Source organism: Arthrobacter cupressi (genome assembly GCF_900099975.1).
Lineage (GTDB): Bacteria > Actinomycetota > Actinomycetes > Actinomycetales > Micrococcaceae > Arthrobacter > Arthrobacter cupressi.
On sequence record NZ_FNEI01000008.1, the window covers coordinates 24666 to 43919 of the forward strand.

17 protein-coding genes and 3 tRNA genes are annotated in these 19254 nt (G+C 67.5%); 16 read left to right on the forward strand and 4 right to left on the reverse strand.

Translation table 11 applies throughout. The annotated features are described in order from the left end of the window. The first annotated feature begins 7 nt into the window (after positions 1 to 7). From BLP88_RS10660 to BLP88_RS10700, 9 genes are all read left to right on the forward strand, one after another. On the forward strand, positions 8 to 1018 hold the full coding sequence (locus BLP88_RS10660) for a DMT family transporter (protein WP_074589286.1): 1011 nt from the start codon (positions 8 to 10) through the stop codon (positions 1016 to 1018). A gap of 104 nt (positions 1019 to 1122) precedes the next feature. After that, positions 1123 to 2508 carry a glycine--tRNA ligase gene (locus tag BLP88_RS10665; RefSeq protein ID WP_074589072.1) on the forward strand — a complete coding sequence of 462 codons (1386 nt, stop codon included), beginning with the start codon at positions 1123 to 1125 and terminating at the stop codon, positions 2506 to 2508. A gap of 2 nt (positions 2509 to 2510) precedes the next feature. Continuing rightward, the gene (locus BLP88_RS10670) at positions 2511 to 3473 is read left to right on the forward strand and encodes a GNAT family N-acetyltransferase (protein WP_074589073.1); all 963 of its coding nucleotides are present in this window, start codon (positions 2511 to 2513) and stop codon (positions 3471 to 3473) included. A gap of 108 nt (positions 3474 to 3581) precedes the next feature. Further along, positions 3582 to 5078, forward strand: coding sequence for a YibE/F family protein (locus BLP88_RS10675; protein ID WP_074589075.1), 1497 nt, complete (start codon positions 3582 to 3584; stop codon positions 5076 to 5078). 27 nt (positions 5079 to 5105) lie between these two features. After that, the gene (dusB, locus tag BLP88_RS10680) at positions 5106 to 6287 is read left to right on the forward strand and encodes a tRNA dihydrouridine synthase DusB (RefSeq protein WP_074589076.1); all 1182 of its coding nucleotides are present in this window, start codon (positions 5106 to 5108) and stop codon (positions 6285 to 6287) included. A 41-nt stretch (positions 6288 to 6328) separates the two neighbouring features. After that, a complete protein-coding gene (locus tag BLP88_RS10685) occupies positions 6329 to 7639 on the forward strand; it encodes a deoxyguanosinetriphosphate triphosphohydrolase (RefSeq protein ID WP_074589077.1) in 1311 nt (436 codons plus the stop codon). Between the two features lie 32 nt (positions 7640 to 7671). Continuing rightward, entirely contained in the window at positions 7672 to 9618 is a 1947-nt protein-coding gene (gene dnaG / locus BLP88_RS10690; protein ID WP_074589079.1) for a DNA primase, read from the forward strand. 73 nt (positions 9619 to 9691) lie between these two features. After that, positions 9692 to 9764: transfer RNA gene (locus BLP88_RS10695), tRNA-Asn, on the forward strand. 140 nt (positions 9765 to 9904) lie between these two features. Further along, positions 9905 to 9977: transfer RNA gene (locus BLP88_RS10700), tRNA-Asn, on the forward strand. A gap of 65 nt (positions 9978 to 10042) precedes the next feature. Here the strand turns inward: BLP88_RS10700 and BLP88_RS10705 are convergent. From BLP88_RS10705 to BLP88_RS10715, 3 genes are all read right to left on the reverse strand, one after another. Beyond that, the gene (locus BLP88_RS10705; RefSeq protein WP_074589081.1) at positions 10043 to 10450 is read right to left on the reverse strand and encodes a hypothetical protein; all 408 of its coding nucleotides are present in this window, start codon (positions 10448 to 10450) and stop codon (positions 10043 to 10045) included. A 68-nt stretch (positions 10451 to 10518) separates the two neighbouring features. After that, positions 10519 to 10740: a glycine zipper domain-containing protein gene (locus tag BLP88_RS10710; protein WP_074589083.1), complete on the reverse strand. Its 222-nt coding sequence runs from the start codon at positions 10738 to 10740 to the stop codon at positions 10519 to 10521. 16 nt (positions 10741 to 10756) lie between these two features. Beyond that, positions 10757 to 11986, reverse strand: coding sequence for a multidrug effflux MFS transporter (locus BLP88_RS10715; RefSeq protein ID WP_074589085.1), 1230 nt, complete (start codon positions 11984 to 11986; stop codon positions 10757 to 10759). 192 nt (positions 11987 to 12178) lie between these two features. Here BLP88_RS10715 and BLP88_RS10720 point away from each other — a divergent pair, with 192 nt between their 5' ends. The 6 genes from BLP88_RS10720 to BLP88_RS10745 all read left to right on the forward strand — a co-directional run bounded on the left by BLP88_RS10720 (position 12179) and on the right by BLP88_RS10745 (position 17451). Beyond that, positions 12179 to 13015: a phage holin family protein gene (locus BLP88_RS10720; protein WP_074589086.1), complete on the forward strand. Its 837-nt coding sequence runs from the start codon at positions 12179 to 12181 to the stop codon at positions 13013 to 13015. Between the two features lie 43 nt (positions 13016 to 13058). Beyond that, entirely contained in the window at positions 13059 to 13694 is a 636-nt protein-coding gene (locus BLP88_RS10725) for a CDP-alcohol phosphatidyltransferase family protein (protein WP_074589088.1), read from the forward strand. Next, positions 13694 to 14599: a DMT family transporter gene (locus tag BLP88_RS10730; protein WP_074589090.1), complete on the forward strand. Its 906-nt coding sequence runs from the start codon at positions 13694 to 13696 to the stop codon at positions 14597 to 14599. Before BLP88_RS10725 ends, BLP88_RS10730 begins: the two co-directional genes overlap by 1 nt. 107 nt (positions 14600 to 14706) lie before the next feature. Continuing rightward, positions 14707 to 15903 (forward strand): glycosyltransferase, encoded by a 1197-nt coding sequence (locus BLP88_RS10735; protein ID WP_074589091.1) that lies wholly within the window; start codon positions 14707 to 14709, stop codon positions 15901 to 15903. A 95-nt stretch (positions 15904 to 15998) separates the two neighbouring features. After that, positions 15999 to 16072, forward strand: a tRNA-Ile gene (locus BLP88_RS10740). Between the two features lie 185 nt (positions 16073 to 16257). Further along, positions 16258 to 17451: an acyl-CoA dehydrogenase family protein gene (locus BLP88_RS10745; protein WP_074589093.1), complete on the forward strand. Its 1194-nt coding sequence runs from the start codon at positions 16258 to 16260 to the stop codon at positions 17449 to 17451. 4 nt (positions 17452 to 17455) lie between these two features. Here the strand turns inward: BLP88_RS10745 and BLP88_RS10750 are convergent, their stop codons facing one another. After that, the gene (locus BLP88_RS10750) at positions 17456 to 17965 is read right to left on the reverse strand and encodes a M23 family metallopeptidase (protein ID WP_074589095.1); all 510 of its coding nucleotides are present in this window, start codon (positions 17963 to 17965) and stop codon (positions 17456 to 17458) included. A 408-nt stretch (positions 17966 to 18373) separates the two neighbouring features. Here BLP88_RS10750 and rpsB point away from each other — a divergent pair, with 408 nt between their 5' ends. Beyond that, the gene (rpsB, locus tag BLP88_RS10755) at positions 18374 to 19207 is read left to right on the forward strand and encodes a 30S ribosomal protein S2 (protein ID WP_074589096.1); all 834 of its coding nucleotides are present in this window, start codon (positions 18374 to 18376) and stop codon (positions 19205 to 19207) included. Positions 19208 to 19254 lie beyond the last annotated feature (47 nt).

Genomic DNA, 19254 nt, shown 5'->3' on the forward strand with positions numbered 1-19254 from the left:
GGTGAAAATGCCGCTAGCTACCCGCCGCCCCTCCCTGTCCCGCGCCGCCGGCCTGCCCCTCGCCGTCGCTGCAGGCGTGTTTCTCCCGCTGCAGGGCCGGATCAACGGTGCCCTGGGCGCACAGCTTGGGGACGGGATCGCGGCTGCCGTCGTGAGCTTCACCACGGGACTCATCGTCATCGCCGCCGTCGGGCTCGTCCTGCCGAAAGGCCGGACCGCCCTTCGGCAGGTCATTCCGGCACTGCGGGAGCGCCGCTTCCCCCGCCTCTATGCCTTGGCCGGGGTCATCGGCGCGCTGTTCGTCATCGCGCAGGTCTTCACGGTGGGCGTGCTCGGGGTGGCGCTCTTCACGGTGGCCGTGGTGACCGGACAGACCGTCAGCGGCCTGATGGTTGACCGCATGGGGATTGCCCCGGGCGGGAAGCGGTCCGTCACCGCCATGCGCGTCCTGGGCAGCGTGCTCACGGTCGCTGCGGTGGCGTGGGCAGTGTCGCCGCGCTTTTCGGCCTCGAGCGAGCCCGCCGCGCTCCTGGTGCCCGTGCTGCTGCCGGTGCTGGCCGGTTTGCTGATGAGCTTCCAGCAGGCCATGAACGGGACCGCCACGGTGCAATACGGCAGCCCCGTGGCGGCCACGTTCGTGAACTTCGCGGCCGGTGCCGTGGCCCTGTGGGTCCTGTTGCTGCTCAAACTGGCGATCGCCGGTCCCGGCCACGCGCTGCCAGGCGAATGGTGGTACTACCTCGGTGGGCCGATGGGCTGTGTGTTCATCGGCCTCGCGGCGCTGCTGGTGCGCAGCCTCGGGGTGCTGATGACCGGACTCGGGATGATCGCAGGGCAGTTGCTCGGCTCCCTGGCGCTCGACGTCGTCCTGCCCGCCCCAGGCGCTGTGGTCGCCTTGCCCACGGTGCTGGGAACCCTGCTGACCCTCGGGGCGATCATCCTCGCCACGCTGCCCTGGCCCAAGGGCGCCCTGGCGGGCGCCGGCCAGGGACGCCGGACCGTGTCCAAAGGCCGGTAGGCTAGGACAGGCAGCATTCCTGCCCAGCTTTCCCTTCGCCCAGCCTCACCGCTGCGCACCCGCGCGGACCGCACCCAGCGGCCCTGTAGATCATTGGAGTACCCATGGCAGCAAAATCCGTCCTCGACCAGATCATTTCCCTCGCCAAGCGGCGCGGGTTCGTGTTCCAGGCCGGTGAGATCTACGGCGGTTCGCGCTCGGCCTGGGACTATGGTCCCCTCGGTGCGGAGCTGAAGGAAAACATCAAGCGCCAGTGGTGGCAGTCCATGGTCCGCGGCCGCGAGGACGTGGTGGGCCTGGACTCCTCCGTGATCCTGCCCCGCCAGGTCTGGGAAGCATCCGGTCACGTGGAGGTGTTCTCCGACCCGCTCGTCGAATGCCTTTCCTGCCACAAGCGCTACCGCGCCGACCACCTCGAGGAAGAGTACGAAGAAAAGAAGGGCCGTCCCGCCGAAAACGGCCTGGCCGACATCGCCTGCGCCAACTGCGGCACCCGCGGCCAGTGGACCGAGCCGCAGGAATTCTCCGGCCTGCTCAAGACCTTCCTTGGCCCCGTCGCCAGCGAAGAAGGCCTGCACTACCTGCGCCCGGAAACCGCGCAGGGCATCTTTGTGAACTTCAGCAACGTGCTCACCACCTCCCGGAAGAAGCCGCCGTTCGGCATCGGCCAGATCGGCAAGTCCTTCCGCAACGAAATCACTCCGGGCAACTTCATCTTCCGCACCCGTGAATTCGAGCAGATGGAAATGGAGTTCTTCGTCGAGCCCGGCACCGACGAAGAGTGGTACCAGTACTGGATGAAGGAGCGCATGGCCTGGTACACGGGCCTGGGCATCAGGGAAGAAAACCTGCGCTTCTTCGAGCACCCGCAGGAGAAGCTCAGCCACTACTCCAAGGGCACCACGGACATCGAATACCGCTTCGGTTTCCAGGGCTCCGAATGGGGCGAGCTCGAAGGCATCGCCAACCGCACCGACTTCGACCTCTCCACGCACTCCAAGGCGTCCGGCCAGGACCTGAGCTACTTCAACCAGGCCACCAACGAGCGCTACACCCCGTACGTGATCGAGCCCGCGGCCGGCCTGACCCGCTCCTTCATGGCGTTCCTGATTGACGCCTATACCGAGGACGAGGCCCCCAACGCCAAGGGCGGCGTGGACGTGCGCACCGTGCTCAAGCTCGACCCGCGCCTGGCTCCCGTGAAGGCCGCGGTGCTCCCGCTGAGCCGCAACGAGGACCTCTCGCCGAAGGCCAAGGAACTGGGCACCCAGCTGCGCAAGAACTGGAACATCGACTTCGACGACGCCGGCGCCATCGGCCGCCGCTACCGCCGCCAGGACGAGATCGGTACCCCGTTCTGCATCACCGTGGACTTCGACACCCTCGACGACCAGGCCGTCACCATCCGCGAACGCGACACCATGAGCCAGGAACGCGTCTCCCTGGACAAGGTGGAAGGCTACCTGGCCGCGCGCCTGATCGGCGCCTGAGCATGGCGGTCGAATACCGGGAATGGCGCGAGGGCGATGACCTGGCGCTGCTTGAAATCTGGGGCGGGCCCGAAACCCTCCCGGCCCAACAGTTCCGTGCTGCCCTGGCGCCGTCCGGCAACGCGCCCTGGCGCCGCTGCATCGTGGCCGAAGATGTTGTGGACGGCGTCGCCATCCCGGTGGCGGCCGGCGTCGTCCATGAGGCCTCCCTGCACCCGGAGCGGCTGTGGGCCTACATCGAGGTCGCCAAAGACCACCGCCGCAACGGCATCGGCGCCACATTGCTGACCATGCTGCGCCGCGAAGCCGAGCTGGCGCCGTCGGGGGTTTCCCGGCTGCGCAGCAAGGTGGAGCCCGGCACCGCCGGTGCCGCGTTCGCGGAGTGGGCCGGGCTCACCACGATCCAGCGTTCGCAGCTGGTGGTGGTGGACCCCGGGGCCCTGAAGCTTCCCGTGTTCGGCGACGGCTCGGAAGAGGCCGCCTCCGAGCAGGTCGAGGACCTTGCCACGGGCTCGGTGGAACTGAGCGACGTCGTCGGCCGCTACTACACGGCTGTGCACCACTGGGACAGCCCCGGCGAGCTGGGGATTCCCACGGTGCAGCGGATGTTCCTTGACGACCTCAGCGGCGCCCACGGGGCCGTGGTGCTCCGGGCGCCGAAGGCCAGCGCCTTCGGCGCCGGTGTGCCCGCCAGCCGCAAGGGCAGGATCCGGGCCTTCGCGGTCAGTTACGCCGCGGGCAATCCCGATGATCCTTCGGAGGTTTTCCTCGGCCACGAACCCGCGCTGGACGCCGCCGAGGCTGCGGCCGCGGCGGGGGAGCTGCTGGCCCTGATTGCCTACCAGCACCCCGTGCTGCTCGAGGTGGACGACTCCATGACGGCCCTGCGGACCGTCCTGGACCCGCTGCTGGAGCAGGGCACCGCGCACGCCAGGGGAGCGGACACGTTGGTCGTCAGCGACTGACTTTTCAGTAGCAGTACCCAACTGACTGGCAGTAGAGGCCGTTTTGAGCCCTCAAAAGGACCACAAGTGCCAGTCAGTTGGGCCGAAACGATGGGGAATCGAACAACAATGGGCCACGGACATTCGCACGGAGCCGCAGGCGACGCCGAACCGAGCTCCGACGCCCTCGCGGCGCGGAAACGGGCCAACTGGCTGCTGGCAGCAGTCCTGGTGCCGCTAGGCGTGCTCACCATCGTGGCCATGCTGCTGCTGTGGCCATCGGGCAGCAAGGAGGGCCTCACCCTCGCCAGCCCGTACCAGGCGGCTCCCGGAGTCACGTTCGACACCGGCCGGATCCAATCCGTCCTCCAGGAAAGCTGCAGCCAGGCCAGCACCGGGGCCGAGATTCCGCAGCCCGGCCAGGGCGGGCAGCAGGGTTCGCAGTGCACCTTCGCCATGACCCAGCCCGACGCCGGCGGCAGCCCCGTCAAGGTGGTCATCAACCCGGACGTCGCCAAGAGCCACGGCGTGAAGGCCGGCGACGAGATCCGGTACCTCAACCTGTCCCGGGTGCAGGCCGCCGGGACCGGGTCACCCGCCTACGTTTTCGTGGACTTCGTCCGGACCCTGCCGATCGCGCTGCTGGCCGTGTTGTACGCGGTGGTGGTGATCGCCGTCGCGCGCTGGCGGGGCTTCCGCGCCCTGCTCGGCCTGGTGGGCGCCTACGCCGTGCTGGTCAGCTTCATGCTGCCCGGCCTGGTGGACGGCAAGCCGCCGCTGCTCGTGGCGCTGGTGGGCTCCACCGCCATCATGATCGGCGTGCTGTACTTCGCCCACGGCTTCTCCGCCCGGACCTCCACGGCACTCCTGGGCACGATCTTTGGCCTCGGCATCACGGCGCTGCTCGCTGCCTGGGCCACGAGCGCCGCGAACCTGGCCGGCGTGGGCGACCACGACGCCGCCACGCTGGTCAACATGTCCGACCGGATCTCGATCTCCGGCATCATCCTGTGCGGGCTCATCATCTCCGGCCTTGGCGTGCTCAACGACGTCACCATCACCCAGTCCTCCGCGGTGTGGGAACTCTACGAACTGGCCCCGGACACCACTGCCCGCAAGCTCTTCAGCTCCGCCATGCGGATCGGGCGCGACCACATCGCGTCCACTGTGTACACCATCGCCTTCGCCTACGCCGGTGCCGCGTTGCCGATCCTCATCATCGTGATGCTCTACGACCGGCCGCTGCTGGACACCCTCACCAGCGCTGAACTGTCCGAGGAAGTTGTGCGCACCTTGGTCGGATCGATCGGCCTGGTGCTGGCGATTCCGGTCACCACGCTGATCGCGGTGCTGGTGGTCAAGGCGACCGGTCCGCGCGGCGCCGCCGCCCTGCAGGGTGCCGGAACCGCCTCCGGCACGGAAACTGAAAACGCCGACGCCGGCAGGTTCCGCGAGCTGGAAAACACCCCGGTGACGGCGGAGGACTATGCCTCGTTGGACACCGGGGAGCTGGCCGCCGTCGTCGAAACCCGCCGCGCCCGCCGCGAGGCCGAACGCCGACGGGAAGCGGAGCAGCGTGCCGCCGGGCTGCGCAGGCAGGGAGGCAAAGGGGCCGGGCAGCCCTGATTTGCCCGGCTTTGACACAATGGAGGGGTGACTTTTGTAGCAACCCCTCCTTCGCCGAAGCTTGAGCTGCCGCCCCTGCAGCTGGGCAACATCACCGTGGACACCCCCGTGATCCTGGCCCCCATGGCCGGTATCACCAATTCCGCGTTCCGCCGGCTGTGCCGGGAATACGGCGGCGGGCTCTACGTGGCGGAGATGGTCACCTCCCGCGCCCTCGTTGAGCGGACCCCGGAATCGCTGCGCATCATTTCGCATGACGACGACGAAAAGGTCCGCTCCGTGCAGCTTTACGGCGTGGACCCCGGCACGGTCGGGGCCGCCGTGCGCATGCTGGTCGAGGAAGACCGGGCGGACCACATCGACCTGAACTTCGGCTGCCCGGTCCCGAAGGTTACCCGCCGCGGCGGCGGCTCCGCCCTGCCCTGGAAGATCGACCTCTTCACGGCGATCGTGCAGACCGCCGTGCGGGAGGCCTCCAAGGGGGACATCCCGCTGACCATCAAGATGCGCAAGGGCATCGACGAGGACCACCTGACGTACCTCGACGCCGGCCGGATCGCCCGCGATTCCGGTGTTGCCGCCGTCGCGCTGCATGGCCGAACCGCCTCTCAGTTCTACTCCGGCCAGGCCGACTGGTCCTCGATCGCCCGGCTGCGCGAAGCCCTGCCGGACATCCCCGTGCTGGGCAACGGCGACATCTGGTCCGCCGAGGACGCCGTCCGCATGGTCCGGGAAACCGGCGTCGACGGCGTGGTGGTGGGCCGCGGCTGCCAGGGCCGGCCGTGGCTGTTCGGCGACCTGCAGGCGGCCTTCGACGGCAGCGAGGAGCGCCACCGCCCCGGGCTGCGCCAGGTGGCCGAGGGCGTCTACCGGCACGCCGAGCTGATGGTCGAGACCTTCGGCGGGGACGAATACAAGGCCCTTCGCGAAATCCGCAAGCACATGGCCTGGTACTTCAAGGGCTACGTGGTGGGCGGGGAACTGCGCGCCAAGCTTGCCACCGTGCCCACCCTGGAAGTGCTGCGCGGCCTGCTGGACGAACTGGACCTGGAGCTGCCCTACCCGGGCGTGGACTCCGAAGGACCCCGCGGCCGGGCGGGTTCGCCCAAGAAGCCGGCCCTGCCCAAGGACTGGCTGCTCAGCCGCGCCCTGAACGAAGAACAGAGCCGCGACATCGCCGCGGCGGAACTGGACGTGTCCGGCGGCTAAAGCGTCATCCGCCCAAGCCACGGCATGCAAGACTAGGCCACATGGGAACCGAAGCATTGTCCGCCACCAGCCGGAGCGACTCCGTTCCGGTCATTCCGGGCTACAGCGAGGCCGATTCCGCCCGTTGGGTCCAGGAACCCAGGAAGAGCAACTACCGTTCGGACTTCGAGCGGGACCGTGCCCGGGTGCTGCATTCCTCGGCGCTGCGCCGGCTCGGGGCCAAGACCCAGGTGGTGGCCCCGGACACCGATGACTTCGTGCGCACCCGGCTGACCCACAGCCTCGAGGTCGCCCAGGTGGGACGCGAGCTCGGCCGGGCCCTGGGCTGCGACCCGGACGTCGTGGACACCGCCTGCCTCAGCCATGACCTCGGCCACCCGCCGTTCGGGCACAACGGCGAGTCCGCCCTGAACGAGCTCGCCCACGCCATCGGCGGCTTCGAGGGCAACGCCCAGACCCTGCGCCTGCTGACCCGGCTGGAACCCAAGGTCCTGACGCCGGGCGGCGAACCCGCGGGCCTGAACCTCACGCGCGCCAGCCTGGACGCGGCGTCCAAATACCCTTGGTCCGCCGCCGAAGCGCCGGTGATCCACGGGCACCGCACCAGCAAGTTCGGCGCCTACGAGGACGACCTGCCCATCTTCGCCTGGCTGCGCGAGGGCGCCCCGGGCAACCGCTCCTGCATCGAAGCGCAGGTCATGGACCTGGCCGATGACATCTCCTACTCGGTGCACGACGTCGAGGATGCGATCGTCGCCGGCCACTTCCAGCTGAAATGGCTGGACAACCCGGATCACCGTGCCCGCGTGGTGGGCTACACCCGCCAGTGGTACCTGCCGCACAACGACCCCGCGGAGATCGACGCCGCCCTGGCCCGCCTCGAAGCCACCAGCGTCTGGGTCCGGGAAGCGGACGGCAGCCGCAAGGCCATGGCCGCGCTGAAGAACATGACCAGCCAGCTGATCGGACGTTTCTGCCAGAGCGCGCTGGAAACCACGCGGCTGCACTTCGGCCCGGACCGGCTCACCCGCTTCGGCGCCGAACTCATGGTGCCCGCGGAGACCGTCACCGAGATCGCCGTGATGAAGGGCCTGGCCACCACCTTTGTGATCTCCACGGACCACCGCCAGCCGGTCTACGAACGGCAGCGCGAGGTCCTGCACGCCTTGGTCGGGGTGCTAAACGCCAGCGGCGACCGGCACCTGGAACCGATGTTCGCCGCGGACTGGCGTGCCGCCGTCGACGACGCCGCCCGGCTGCGGGTGGTCATCGACCAGGTGGCGTCCCTCACGGACGCCTCCGCGCTGGCGGTGTACGAGCGCCTGGTGGGCAGCCTGCCGTCCCTGTGGTGAGCCGGGCCCGGAGAGTTGCATAGACTTATCCGGTGGCTGGCCTGATCAAACGTGATGATATCGACGAGGTACGCCAGCGCACGGACATCAAGGAAGTCGTGGACGGCTACGTCACCCTCAAGGGCGCCGGCCTGGGCACCTACAAAGGCCTCTGCCCCTTCCACGACGAACGTTCCCCCTCCTTCACCGTCCGCCCCCAAGTGGGCCGCTACCACTGCTTCGGCTGCGGCGAGGACGGGGACGTCATCGCCTTCGTCCAGAAGATGGACCACAGCTCCTTCCATGAGGCTGTGGAGAAGCTTGCCGCCCGCATCGGCTACGAACTGCGCTACGAGGACGGCGGCTCCGGGCCCAGCCGCGAGGAAGTCGGCAAGCGGCAGCGGTTGCTGGACGCCCATAAGATCGCGGACGAATTCTTCCGTTCCCAACTGCTGACCCCCGGGGCTGCGGAGGGCCGGAACTTCCTGCACGGCCGCGGCTTCGACCGCGGCGCCGCCGAACAGTTCGGCGTCGGCTACGCCCCGCAGGGCTGGGATTCGCTCCTCAAGCACCTCCGCGGCCGCGGTTTCACCGACGCCGAACTCAAGCTCACCGGCATGTTCTCCGAAGGCAACCGCGGCATCTACGACCGCTTCCGGGGCCGGCTCATCTGGCCCATCCGGGACATCGCGGGGGACACCATCGGCTTCGGCGCGCGCAAGCTCTACGAGGACGACCAGGGGCCCAAGTACCTGAACACCCCGGAGACCACGCTCTACCGGAAATCCCAGGTGCTCTACGGCATCGACCTCGCCAAACGGAACATCGCCAAGGACCGCCAGCTGGTGGTCGTCGAGGGCTACACGGACGTGATGGCCTGCCACCTTTCCGGCGTGGGAACCGCGGTGGCCACCTGCGGCACCGCCTTCGGCGCCGACCACATCAAGATCGCCCGGCGGCTGCTCTCGGATGACGGCAGCGGGGGAGAGGTCATCTTTACCTTCGACGGCGACGCCGCGGGCCAGAAGGCGGCATTGCGCGCCTTTGAGGAGGACCAGCGCTTCGTCGCCCAGACGTATGTGGCCGTGGAGCCTACCGGCGCGGACCCCTGCGACCTGCGGCAGCTGCGGGGCGACGCCGCGGTACGCGAGCTCATCGGCAGCCGGCGGCCATTGTTCGAGTTCGCCATCCGGGCATCCCTGAAGCGGCACGACCTGGACACGGTGGAGGGCAGGGTCGCCGCCCTGCGCGAGGCCGCGCCCGTCGTGGCGCAGATCCGTGATTCCGGCCTGCGTCCTGCGTACGTCCGCGAACTGGCCGGCTGGCTGGGCATGCCCATCGACGACGTCAGCCGGGCCGTCGGCGGCGCTCAGAAACGGGCCGCGGCGCAGGGCACCCAAGGCGGCGCCGGGAACGGCGCGGCCGGACCCGGGAGGTACGGCCAGGGAACCGGAGCCCCACAGCGGCCGGGAGCCCCCGCGGGAGGCTCCGTGCCGCCGTCGGACGCCGGTGCCGCCCCGTTCCTGCGCCCGGACCCCCGCGACCCCGTAGCGGCGATGGAACGCCAGGCGCTCGAAGTGGTGCTGCAGGACCCCTCGGTCCTGGCCGGCCCGGCCTGGGACCGTTTCGAGATGTCCCGCTTCGCCACACCCGCGTACGCCGCCGTGCACGACGCCATCCGGGCGGCCGGGCTGGCCCGTGCCACAGATCCGGTGGCCTGGGTGGAGGCCGTCCGCCAGGAGATGCCTGAGCCGCTGCGTGCCCTGGTGTCCGAGCTCGCCGTGGTGCCGCTGCCCGCCAGCACCCCCGAGGCCATGCAGCGCTACTGCCGCGACATCCTGGCCCGCCTTTTCGAGCTGCAGATCACCCGCGTCAAGGCGGACAAGATGGGCCGTTTGCAGCGCCTGGACGCCGCCGCCCACCCGGAAGAGTTCCAGCAGCTTAACCGCGAACTCATGGAGCTGGAGATGCAGCGCCGGGCGCTCCGGGCCGAGCCGTGATGCGTTCACGCGCGGCGTCAGGGGCTCGATTTCGTTTCCCGGCGGGCCTTTGCTAAAGTCATAACCGCTTCATTCCTCCGTAGCTCAATTGGCAGAGCATTCGACTGTTAATCGAAGGGTTACTGGTTCAAGTCCAGTCGGAGGAGCACCTGATGCCCCCGTTCCGGAATCCCCGGAACGGGGGCATTTTTCATACCCTGGGCGGGTATTTTCGCGCGGCGGGCCGTTGGCCCGGGCCCGATTTCGCGAAGTGGCCCGACCTTTGCTAAAGTCATAACCGCTTCATTCCTCCGTAGCTCAATTGGCAGAGCATTCGACTGTTAATCGAAGGGTTACTGGTTCAAGTCCAGTCGGAGGAGCGCACAGGGCCCGTACCGCGGAAACGCGGTACGGGCCCTTTTGTTTTGCGCGACTCTCCGTCGTGTCAGACGAAGTCCATTTCCACCTGCAGGAAGCGGGCGGCTTCGTCGACGGCGGCGCGGAACGCTTCTTCTTCCGTTGGGGGAGTGCGGGGCTCGCGCGGGTGCCACTCGTGCGGCGAGGAATGCACCCGGGTGAAGCCGCTGCCCGGGGGCGCATAGAAGATCCCGAAGCGCTGCACGGGCCACTCAGGGGAGGTTTCGGGGGCCACCAGCAGGGCCGCCCCGGAGTCCGGATTGAACCACTGAGCGATCGGCCGCCGACGGTCTTCAGTGAACAGCCCGGCCGCGTACAAGGCCGCGGATTGCGGGCTCGTAACCGAACACAGGCGGTCCCACCACAGGGGCAGGATTCCGTCATCCCGCCGCTGCCAGGGCGCCGGAACCGGGTGTGTTTCCTGCCAACGGGGCACAGTTCAACTTTATCGCCGGGTCCGGGGGGCACAACAGGGCCAGCGCCTGGCGGAAAACGGGCGGAGGCTCAGTCCCGCTTCCAGGGGCCCGGATTGATCCGGTACATCAGCGCGGCGACGATCACGGCCCCGATCAGGGTGCCGAACACCGGGTTGCCGAGGTTGCGCCCCACGAAGAAGCCGGCGACGGCGCCGATCACCGCGCCCACGAACAGGCCACGGCCGTTGCGGTGCGGGCGCTTGCGGTCCGGGCGGCTGCCCGATGGATTGCCGGGAGGTTTGCGGGCCATGGTTCCAGCCTAGGCGCTAGTGGATGGAGGGAACCGTGCGCGGGCGGACCACCAGCCACAGCGCCAGGACCGCGCAGCACACACAGACCGCCTGGACGGCGCCCATAGGGGTGGCCGACGCCACGCCCAGCACGCCCACCACCGGCGGGATGATCCCGGCCATCATGAAGTTCGAAGCACCAAGCAGGGATGCCGCGGTGCCGGCCTGCGCCCCGTGGTTGGCCAGGGCCACCACCTGGACGCAGGGGAACATGAAGCCGGTGGCCAGGATGTAGAACCACAGCGGGATGACCACGCCCCACAGGCCGAGGTGGAGCATGTCGAACACGACGATCAGCAGGGCCATGAGCAGCAGCCACGCGGTGGCCCACGCCATGATCCACTGCGGGGCCACGTGCTTGATCACCCGGGAACTGATCTGGACGCCGGCCACGATGCCCAAGGAGTTGACGCCGAACAGCAGGCCGTATTCCTGCGGCGAGAACGAGTAGACCTGCTGGAACAGAAACGTCGAGGCCGACAGGTAGGCGAACAGCCCGCCGAAGTTGAATCCGCCCACCAGCAGCATGCCCACGAAGACGCGGTCGCCGAACACCGCACGGTACCGCTGGGCCGCCGTCGTACCGCCTTTGCCCCGGAGCTCCGGCGGATAGGTTTCCCGGATCAGGAAGATCGCGGCGATGATCACCAAGGAGCCGTAGCCCGCCAGGAAGTAGAAGATGCCCGGCCACGGCATCACCAGCAGCAACTGGGAGCCGATGATCGGTGCCAGGATCGGGGCCAGGCCATTCACCAGCGACATCCGGGAAAACATCCGCACCATGGCGTACCCGTGGAAGAGGTCCCGGACCATGGCCATCGCCACCACGCCGCCGCCGGCGGCGCCGATGCCCATGAGGACACGGAACAGGGACAATGCACCGATGTCCGTGGACAGCGCCGCGCCCAGGGACGAGGCGATATGCAGGGCGGTGGCAAGGATCAGCGGCATGCGCCGGCCGAACTTGTCGCTGAAGGGTCCGACGACGAGCTGTCCGATCGCGAAACCCACGGTGGTACCCGCCAGGGTGAGCTGGATGGCAGCGGCCGACACCCCGAAGTGCTGCTCCAGCGCCGGGAACGCAGGCAGGTACAGGTCCACCGTGAACGGGCCCAGCGCGGTGAGGGCGCCCAGGAGGAGGATGTACAGGAGCTTTTCGCGCCGGCTGAGGGCGTCGCCGGGGGTGGTGGGAGTCGTCACGAACACCAATCCTATGTGCCAAAGGTCATATCTCTGATAGGCCTGCAGCCGATTTCCCGCGCCCGTGGGGCGCGCCGGGAAACAGCCCGGAAAACCGGGAGAACGCTGAATGGTAGTTTTGTGGGCAGGTGCCGGAATATGGGGTTCGGGTTCGGCGCGTGAGACGGAAACGTAGAGAAGCAGTAAGGCGGGGAACTGATGAGCGGACGTCACAGGGGCAAGCCCGGGATGGGCCCTGGAATTGGAGCACTGCCGAGGACCCTCAAGCTCGCCGGCCGGCTCCTGCCCCGGCAGTTCAACGACGAAATCCGGCTCGCGAAACTTGAAGCCAAGGAAAAGGGTGCCCGGCTCGGCATGGCGGGCGCCTTCGCAGGCGTGGCCCTGGTGTTCGTGATGCTGCTGGTCATCGCGCTCGTGGTGGCCGCAATCCTCGGCCTCGCGACCATCATGCCGGGCTGGCTCGCCGCCCTCGTGGTGTCCGCGGCGTTCCTGCTGATCATCGCGATCGGGGGGCTGGTGGCCGCCGCGCAATTCAAGAAGGCGCAGCCGCTGCTTCCGGCTGAAGCGATCCGCGGGATCAAGCACGATCTCGGCGTCCTCAAGGAAGGCTCGGACTTCGACGCCAGCATCCTCGACCCGGATTCGGAGGCCTACAAGGCCGCGAAGGCTGCCAAGGAAGAGGCTGCCCGCAAGGCCAAGGAGGAAGCCGCCGCCAAGGAAGAGGCACGCCACCGCGACGAACCCCCCGCGCCGACCAAGGACGAACTGCTCCGCCGCCTGCAGCAGCGCCGCGACCACCTGGCTGGCGTCCGCGACCAGCTCGGCTCCGAACTGGACCTCAAGACCCAAGGCAGGTTCTTCCAGGACCTCGCCAGCGAGAAGATCGACGACGGCAGGAAGCTCGCCGAGGACCTCGGCAAACGGCTCCCCGAGGGTCTGACCGGGCGCCTCGCCGGGCGCTGGAAGGAAATCCTCGCGTTCTTCGCCTCCGCCGCGGTGCTCGCCGTGGGGCTGCGGAGGCTCTTCAGGAAGTAAGCACAAGAAGCAACACGCCAGGCAACAGGATTCAAGGGGACAGATGAAGTTCATCGGCGCCGGTGCCCGCCCGGGCCAGCCGCAGATCGACCACGATCTGGTCTTCACCATTCCCAACTTCCTGACCGTTCTGCGCTTCATGGGCGTTCCGCTGTTCGTCTGGCTGGTGCTTGGCGCCCGTGAATACGGCTTCGCCGTGCTCGTCCTGGCCATCATGGGCAGCACCGACTGGATCGACGGCTACGTGGCCCGGCGCTTCAACCAGACCTCCCGCCTGGGCCGCGTCCTCGACCCCGCCGCCGACCGCCTGGCACTCATCGCCGTGGCAGTCACCCTGGTGATCGCCGGCGTCGTGGAGTGGTGGTACCTCGCGGCGTTGGTAGTCCCGGACGTGATCCTCGGCTCGGTGTCGCTGTTCTACTTCCGCAGCCACCCGGACCTGCCCGTGAGCCGGATCGGCAAGATCCGCACCGCGCTCCTGCTTCTGGGCACCCCGCTGTTGCTGTTGTCCAAGCTGAGCTTCCCGCTCTCCGCCGCCAGCTTCGTGCTGGCCTGGATCTGCCTTGGCCTGGGCCTGGCGGGTCACTGGATTGCCGCCTGGAACTACTTCTGGGCGATCCGCCGCAAAGGCCGGGAATTGCGGGAACAGAACCCGGCGAACGACGGCGGTCACGGCTGATGGTCTGGTTCGCAGTCCTCCTTGCTGTGCTGGGCGCCTTCTGCCTCGCCATTGGCGCGCAGCGCCAGGGCAGCGCGGTCAAGGCCGATACCGGCGGCCTCGCGCTCAGCTCCCAGGGTTTCCTGCGCCTGCTGCGGAACCCCCGCTGGGTGCTCGGGCTCCTGCTGCTGTGCGCCGGAATGGCGATGAACGCCGTCGCGCTGGTCAGTGCCCCGCTCACAGTGGTCCAGCCGATCGGCGCGATCGCGCTGGTCATCACCACCGTGGTCAACGCCAAGGACCAGGGCCTGACCATCAACCGCGGCACCGTGGTGGCGATTGCGGCCTGCGTGACGGGCTCGGCGCTCTTCGTGCTCCTGGCGGTCTTCGTCACCCAGGAGAACCACCACGTCAGCGGCGAGGACGAACTCACGATCGTGCTGCTGCTGGCGCTGGCCGTGGGCCTGTTCGGGACCCTCGCCGTGCTGTTCAAGCACCGGATGAGCGCGTTCGTCTACATCCTGGGCGCCGGCGTGCTGTTCGGCTTCGTGGCGGTGCTGACCCGGATCATCGGCAAGCACCTGCTGGACCCCAACGGCTTGTTCCTGCTGAACGTCTCGCCGTATTCGGTGGTCGCGATCGCCGCGGCGGGCGGCCTAGGCTCCTGGTTCGTCCAGAGCGCCTACTCCAGCGGTCCGCCGGACCTGGTCATCGCTGGCCTGACGGTCATCGACCCGATCGTGGGAATCGCGATCGGAATCACGATTCTTGGTGAGCTTCGTCCCGATGTCCACGCCGTGACGGCAATCGCCATGGCCGCGGCCGCTCTCCTTGCTATCGTGGGGGTTATTGCCCTGAGCCGGCACCATCCGGAAGTCACCAAGCGGAAACGGGACGCAAAAACGGCCCCCGCGCGGAAGGCCTAGGGCAAGCTTCGCGATTGCTCCGCCACATGCCGGCGGGCAGGCGCCGAAGGCACCGCGAGGCACAGCTTCCCGTGGTGTTCACACCGTGACAAACAGGAGTTCTCCACGTGACCATTCCCGGCAACACCAAACCCCTCACCATTTTGATTGCGGCAGATACCTATCCGCCGCACGTCAACGGTGCAGCACAGTTCGGGTACCGGTTGGCCAAAGGCATGACCGAACGCGGCCACAACGTCCACGTCCTTGCCTGCCGGCAGGACAAGGGGAGGAGCTTCACGGAATTCCGCGACGAAGCCACGGTGCACCGCCTGCGCTCGCACAGCGTCCCCACCCACGAATACTTCCGGATCTGCTTCCCCTGGGAAATCAAGAAGGAAATCAGCCTGCTGTTCGACAAGGTGCAGCCTGACGTGGTGCACATCCAGAGCCATTACATGATCGGCGAGCATGTCCTGTACGAAGCCGTGAAGCGCGGCGTCCGCATCGTCGCCACCAACCACTTCATGCCGGAGAACCTGAACCCCTTCCTGCCGTTCCCGCAGTGGTTCAAGAACATCATCGGCCGGATCTCGTGGAAGGACATGGGCAAGGTCATGGGCCAGGCCGACGTCGTCACCACGCCCACCCCGCTGGCCGCCAAGGCCATGCACCAGCACGCGTTCCTGCGCAAGGTGCTGCCGCTGTCCAACGGCATCGACTCGGCCGCCTACGAACTTCACCCGGGTGAGTTCATCGAGCCGCACGAGCACCCCACTGTGCTGTTCGCCGGCCGTCTCGCCGAGGAAAAGCACGTGGATGTGCTGATCGACGCAATCGCCAAGACCCCGTCCGATCTCAAGGTTCATCTGGAGATCGTCGGCGGGGGAGAGGTGCGCCCGGCCCTCGAAGCACAGGTTGCCCGGCTCGGCCTCCAGGATCGCGTGAAGTTCCTGGGCCTGGCCAGCGATGAGGACCTCCGCAAGGCCTACATCCGGGCTGCCATCTTCTGCATGCCCGGCACGGCTGAACTGCAGTCGCTGGTCACCCTCGAAGCGATGTCCGCATCCACCCCCGTCCTGCTCGCCAACGCGATGGCCCTGCCGCACCTGGTCCGTGACGGTGAAAACGGCTACCTCTTCACCCCGGGCAACAGCAGCGAATTGGCTTCCCGCATCACCACGCTGCTCCGCCTGCCCGAGGACCAGTTACGCGCGATGGGCAAGGCCAGCCGTGAAATGGTGGAGCCGCACAGCATCCAGGGCACCCTGCAGACCTTCGAGGATCTCTACCGCGGGGCTTCCTACGAGGACAAGGCACTCTAAGGCTCAAGCACGCAAAGCACGCTTGCTTGCCACTAGTATTGCTAGAGTGCTTTCGGCCGGAGGGCCGCTGATACCAGCGGGACCGCGGCCGTCACGGGGCTATAGCTCAGCTGGTTAGAGCGCGGGACTCATAATCCTAAGGTCCTCGGTTCAAGTCCGAGTAGCCCTACAAGAGCCCCCGGAAATCCATGGATTTCCGGGGGTTTTTTCGTGCCGGGGCCCTGCGGCCGGCCGGCAACCATTGAAGGGCCAGCCTCGATGCGGTATGTTACTCATCGGTAACTTACTTCCAAGTAGCACGCCGCAGCCGGCGGCACACTGTGCGAACTTGCCCACACCAATGGAGGTGCCCGCATGTCCACGACGACTGCCATCGATCCGGAAAACCTTCCCTACGCCGACGGCGACTTCTACGGCTTCGAGCGGCTGCTCACTGACAAGGAGCGGGACCGCCTCGCCGAAATCCGGGAGTTCCTGGCCCGCGAGGTCAAGCCGATTGCCGTCGACTGCTGGAACCGCGGAGAGTTCCCCATGGAGCTGATCCCCAAACTTGCCGAGATCGACCTCGTCAGCCCCGTGCGGCGCCAAGGCTACTCGAACCTCTTCGCCGGGCTGGTGCACGCCGAAGTCACCCGCGCAGACACCTCCATCGCCACCTTCATGGGCGTGCACGACGGCTTGTTCACCGGATCGATCGAGGCCCTTGCTTCCCGGGAGCAGCAGGACGAGTGGCTGCCGGACATCTACTCCCTCAAGAAGATCGGCGCCTTCGGCCTGACCGAGCCGCTGGGCGGCTCCGACGTGGCCGGCGGTACCCGCACCACCGCCGCGCGGGACGGCGACAACTGGATCCTCAACGGCGCCAAGCGCTGGATCGGGAACGCGACCTTCTCCGATTGGGTGGTCATCTACGCCCGCGACGTCGCCGACAACCAGGTGAAGGCGTTCCTCGTGGACACCACACTGCCGGGCTACTCGGCCAGCAAGATCGAAAACAAGATCTCCCTGCGCACGGTGCAGAACGCCGACATCGTCCTCAACAAAGTGGTGGTGCCGGACTTCTTCAAGCTCGCCAACGGCAACAGCTTCCGGGACACCAACAAAGTCCTCAAGGTCACCCGCCTCGCCGTCGCGTGGCAGGCCGTGGGCCAGCAGCTGGCCGCCTTCGATGTTGCCCGCCGCTACGCTGTCGAACGCATCCAGTTCGGCCGCCCGCTCGCGTCCTTCCAGCTGGTCCAGCAACAGCTGGTCCAGATCCTCGGCAACGCCGTCAGCTCCATGGGCATGATGGTCCGCCTGGCCCAGCTCGAAGACGCCGGACTTGCCAGGGACGAACAGTCCGCCCTCGCCAAGGCGTTCACCACCGACCGCATGCGCGAAAGCGTCGCGCTCGGCCGCAGTCTCCTGGGCGGCAACGGCATTGTCACCGACTATGAAATGGCCAAGATCTTCGCCGACGCCGAAGCCATCTACTCCTACGAGGGCACCCACGAAATCAACACCCTCGTCACCGGCCGCGCGATCACCGGCATCTCCGCGATCGTCTAGCACCTCACCGCAGCGGCAGCAGCACTGAAGGCCGCAGGTCCATGACGAAGGCCAGCGGATCGACGTACTCCTCACCGCGCCGCACACCCCAGTGCACGCACGGCAGCTGCCCGCAATGGCCGGGCTCCAGGACGCCGAGCTGCTGGCCCTTCGTCACCGGATCACCCCGGCGGAGGCTGCTGCGCACCGGCTCGAAACTGCTGCGCAGTCCGCCGCCATGGTCGATCGTGATCACCGGGCGGTCCACCACCACGCCCACGAAGGCCACCACGCCGTCGGCCGGCGAGGTGACGGAAACGCCGGCCGCTGCCTGCAGGTCCACGCCGCGGTGCCCGCTCAGCCACGGTTCCGGCGGCGGATCAAACGGGCGGACGACGGCGGGCCGCGGGGACAGCGGCCAGGCCCAGGAGGGGCGGACGGTGCTCTCCCGGGGCTGTGCCGGGGGCGCGGCACCCGCCGGACCGGCGAGCGTCATGGCCAGCAGCAGGGCGATCAGGAACGCGCGGAACTTCATGCAAACAGCCTCCGGCTCCGGCGGGGCCCGACGGAAGGCCCACGCCCCGCTATGTGGAAAATCCGGCCCCTTTCCGGCGCAACCGCTGCGCACCGGACTGGGCCGCTGCTGTAGTACACTTATGACTGCAGTTTGCCGTGCCCTCAAGCCGTCACGGAAGCGCGGCTCATTCAGCCGCGCGGGGGCCCAAATTGACTACGCGCATCCAGCCCACCACATCAGATCCCCGCGGATCCATGCTGTGGAGGATTGTGCCTCTTGCGGTCCGGTCTTCGATGACCGGATGAGGGGTGCAAGGGATGCCAGGAGTAGGACCCGTCCGGGTCCGCTAACAACCGTCAACTATTGGCAGGGTAAGAGCAGCCCGCGAGGCTCTCTCATGAATGACCTGCCGGAAGGAGCGTCGGCATGCCCGTCGTAACCATGCGCCAGCTGCTTGACAGCGGCGTCCACTTTGGACACCAGACCCGTCGTTGGAACCCGAAGATGAAGCGCTTCATCTTCACCGAGCGCAACGGCATCTACATCATCGACCTGCAGCAGTCGCTGTCCTACATCGACCGCGCCTTCGAGTTCGTCAAGGCCACCGTTGCCCACGGCGGCACCGTGCTGTTCGTCGGCACCAAGAAGCAGGCCCAGGAAGCCATCGCAGAGCAGGCCACCCGCGTTGGCCAGCCCTACGTCAACCAGCGTTGGCTGGGCGGTATGCTCACCAACTTCTCCACGGTTGCCAAGCGTATCCAGCGCATGAAGGAACTCGAAGAGATCAACTTCGAGGACGTCGCCGGCTCCGGTTACACCAAGAAGGAACTCCTGCTCCTCAAGCGTGAACTGACCAAGCTCGAGGCCAACCTCGGCGGTATCCGCAACCTGACCAAGGCTCCCTCGGTCCTGTGGGTTGTCGACACCAAGAAGGAACACCTCGCGGTTGACGAAGCCAAGAAGCTGAACATCCCGGTTGTTGCCATCCTGGACACCAACTGCGACCCGGACGAAGTCGACTTCCCGATCCCGGGCAACGACGACGCCATCCGCTCCGTGAACCTGCTGACCCGCGTTGTTGCCGACGCCGTTGCTGAGGGTTTGATCGCCCGTAACCAGCGCGCAACCGGCACCACGGAAGCTCCGGAAGAGCCGCTGGCTGAGTGGGAGCGCGAGCTCCTCGAAGGCAGCAAGGCCGAAGCCGCAGCTGCCGAGGAAGCACCGGCTGCCGACGCCGCCGCAGGCGAAGAAGCAAAGTAAATCCGGACTTTCCCGCAGCCCCCAAACGGCAGCGGGAGCTACTGACA

Bases quoted from the DNA above. Each gene is read 5' to 3' on its own strand.
- BLP88_RS10685 (WP_074589077.1), top strand. From the start codon at position 6,329: ATGGGAACCGAAGCATTGTCCGCCACCAGCCGGAGCGACTCCGTTCCG.
- BLP88_RS10720 (WP_074589086.1), top strand. From the start codon at position 12,179: ATGAGCGGACGTCACAGGGGCAAGCCCGGGATGGGCCCTGGAATTGGA.
- BLP88_RS10665 (WP_074589072.1), top strand. From the start codon at position 1,123: ATGGCAGCAAAATCCGTCCTCGACCAGATCATTTCCCTCGCCAAGCGG.
- BLP88_RS10660 (WP_074589286.1), top strand. From the start codon at position 8: ATGCCGCTAGCTACCCGCCGCCCCTCCCTGTCCCGCGCCGCCGGCCTG.
- rpsB (WP_074589096.1), top strand. From the start codon at position 18,374: ATGCCCGTCGTAACCATGCGCCAGCTGCTTGACAGCGGCGTCCACTTT.
- BLP88_RS10675 (WP_074589075.1), top strand. From the start codon at position 3,582: ATGGGCCACGGACATTCGCACGGAGCCGCAGGCGACGCCGAACCGAGC.
- BLP88_RS10745 (WP_074589093.1), top strand. From the start codon at position 16,258: ATGTCCACGACGACTGCCATCGATCCGGAAAACCTTCCCTACGCCGAC.
- BLP88_RS10750 (WP_074589095.1), bottom strand. From the start codon at position 17,965: ATGAAGTTCCGCGCGTTCCTGATCGCCCTGCTGCTGGCCATGACGCTC.
- BLP88_RS10730 (WP_074589090.1), top strand. From the start codon at position 13,694: ATGGTCTGGTTCGCAGTCCTCCTTGCTGTGCTGGGCGCCTTCTGCCTC.
- BLP88_RS10725 (WP_074589088.1), top strand. From the start codon at position 13,059: ATGAAGTTCATCGGCGCCGGTGCCCGCCCGGGCCAGCCGCAGATCGAC.
- BLP88_RS10670 (WP_074589073.1), top strand. From the start codon at position 2,511: ATGGCGGTCGAATACCGGGAATGGCGCGAGGGCGATGACCTGGCGCTG.
- BLP88_RS10710 (WP_074589083.1), bottom strand. From the start codon at position 10,740: ATGGCCCGCAAACCTCCCGGCAATCCATCGGGCAGCCGCCCGGACCGC.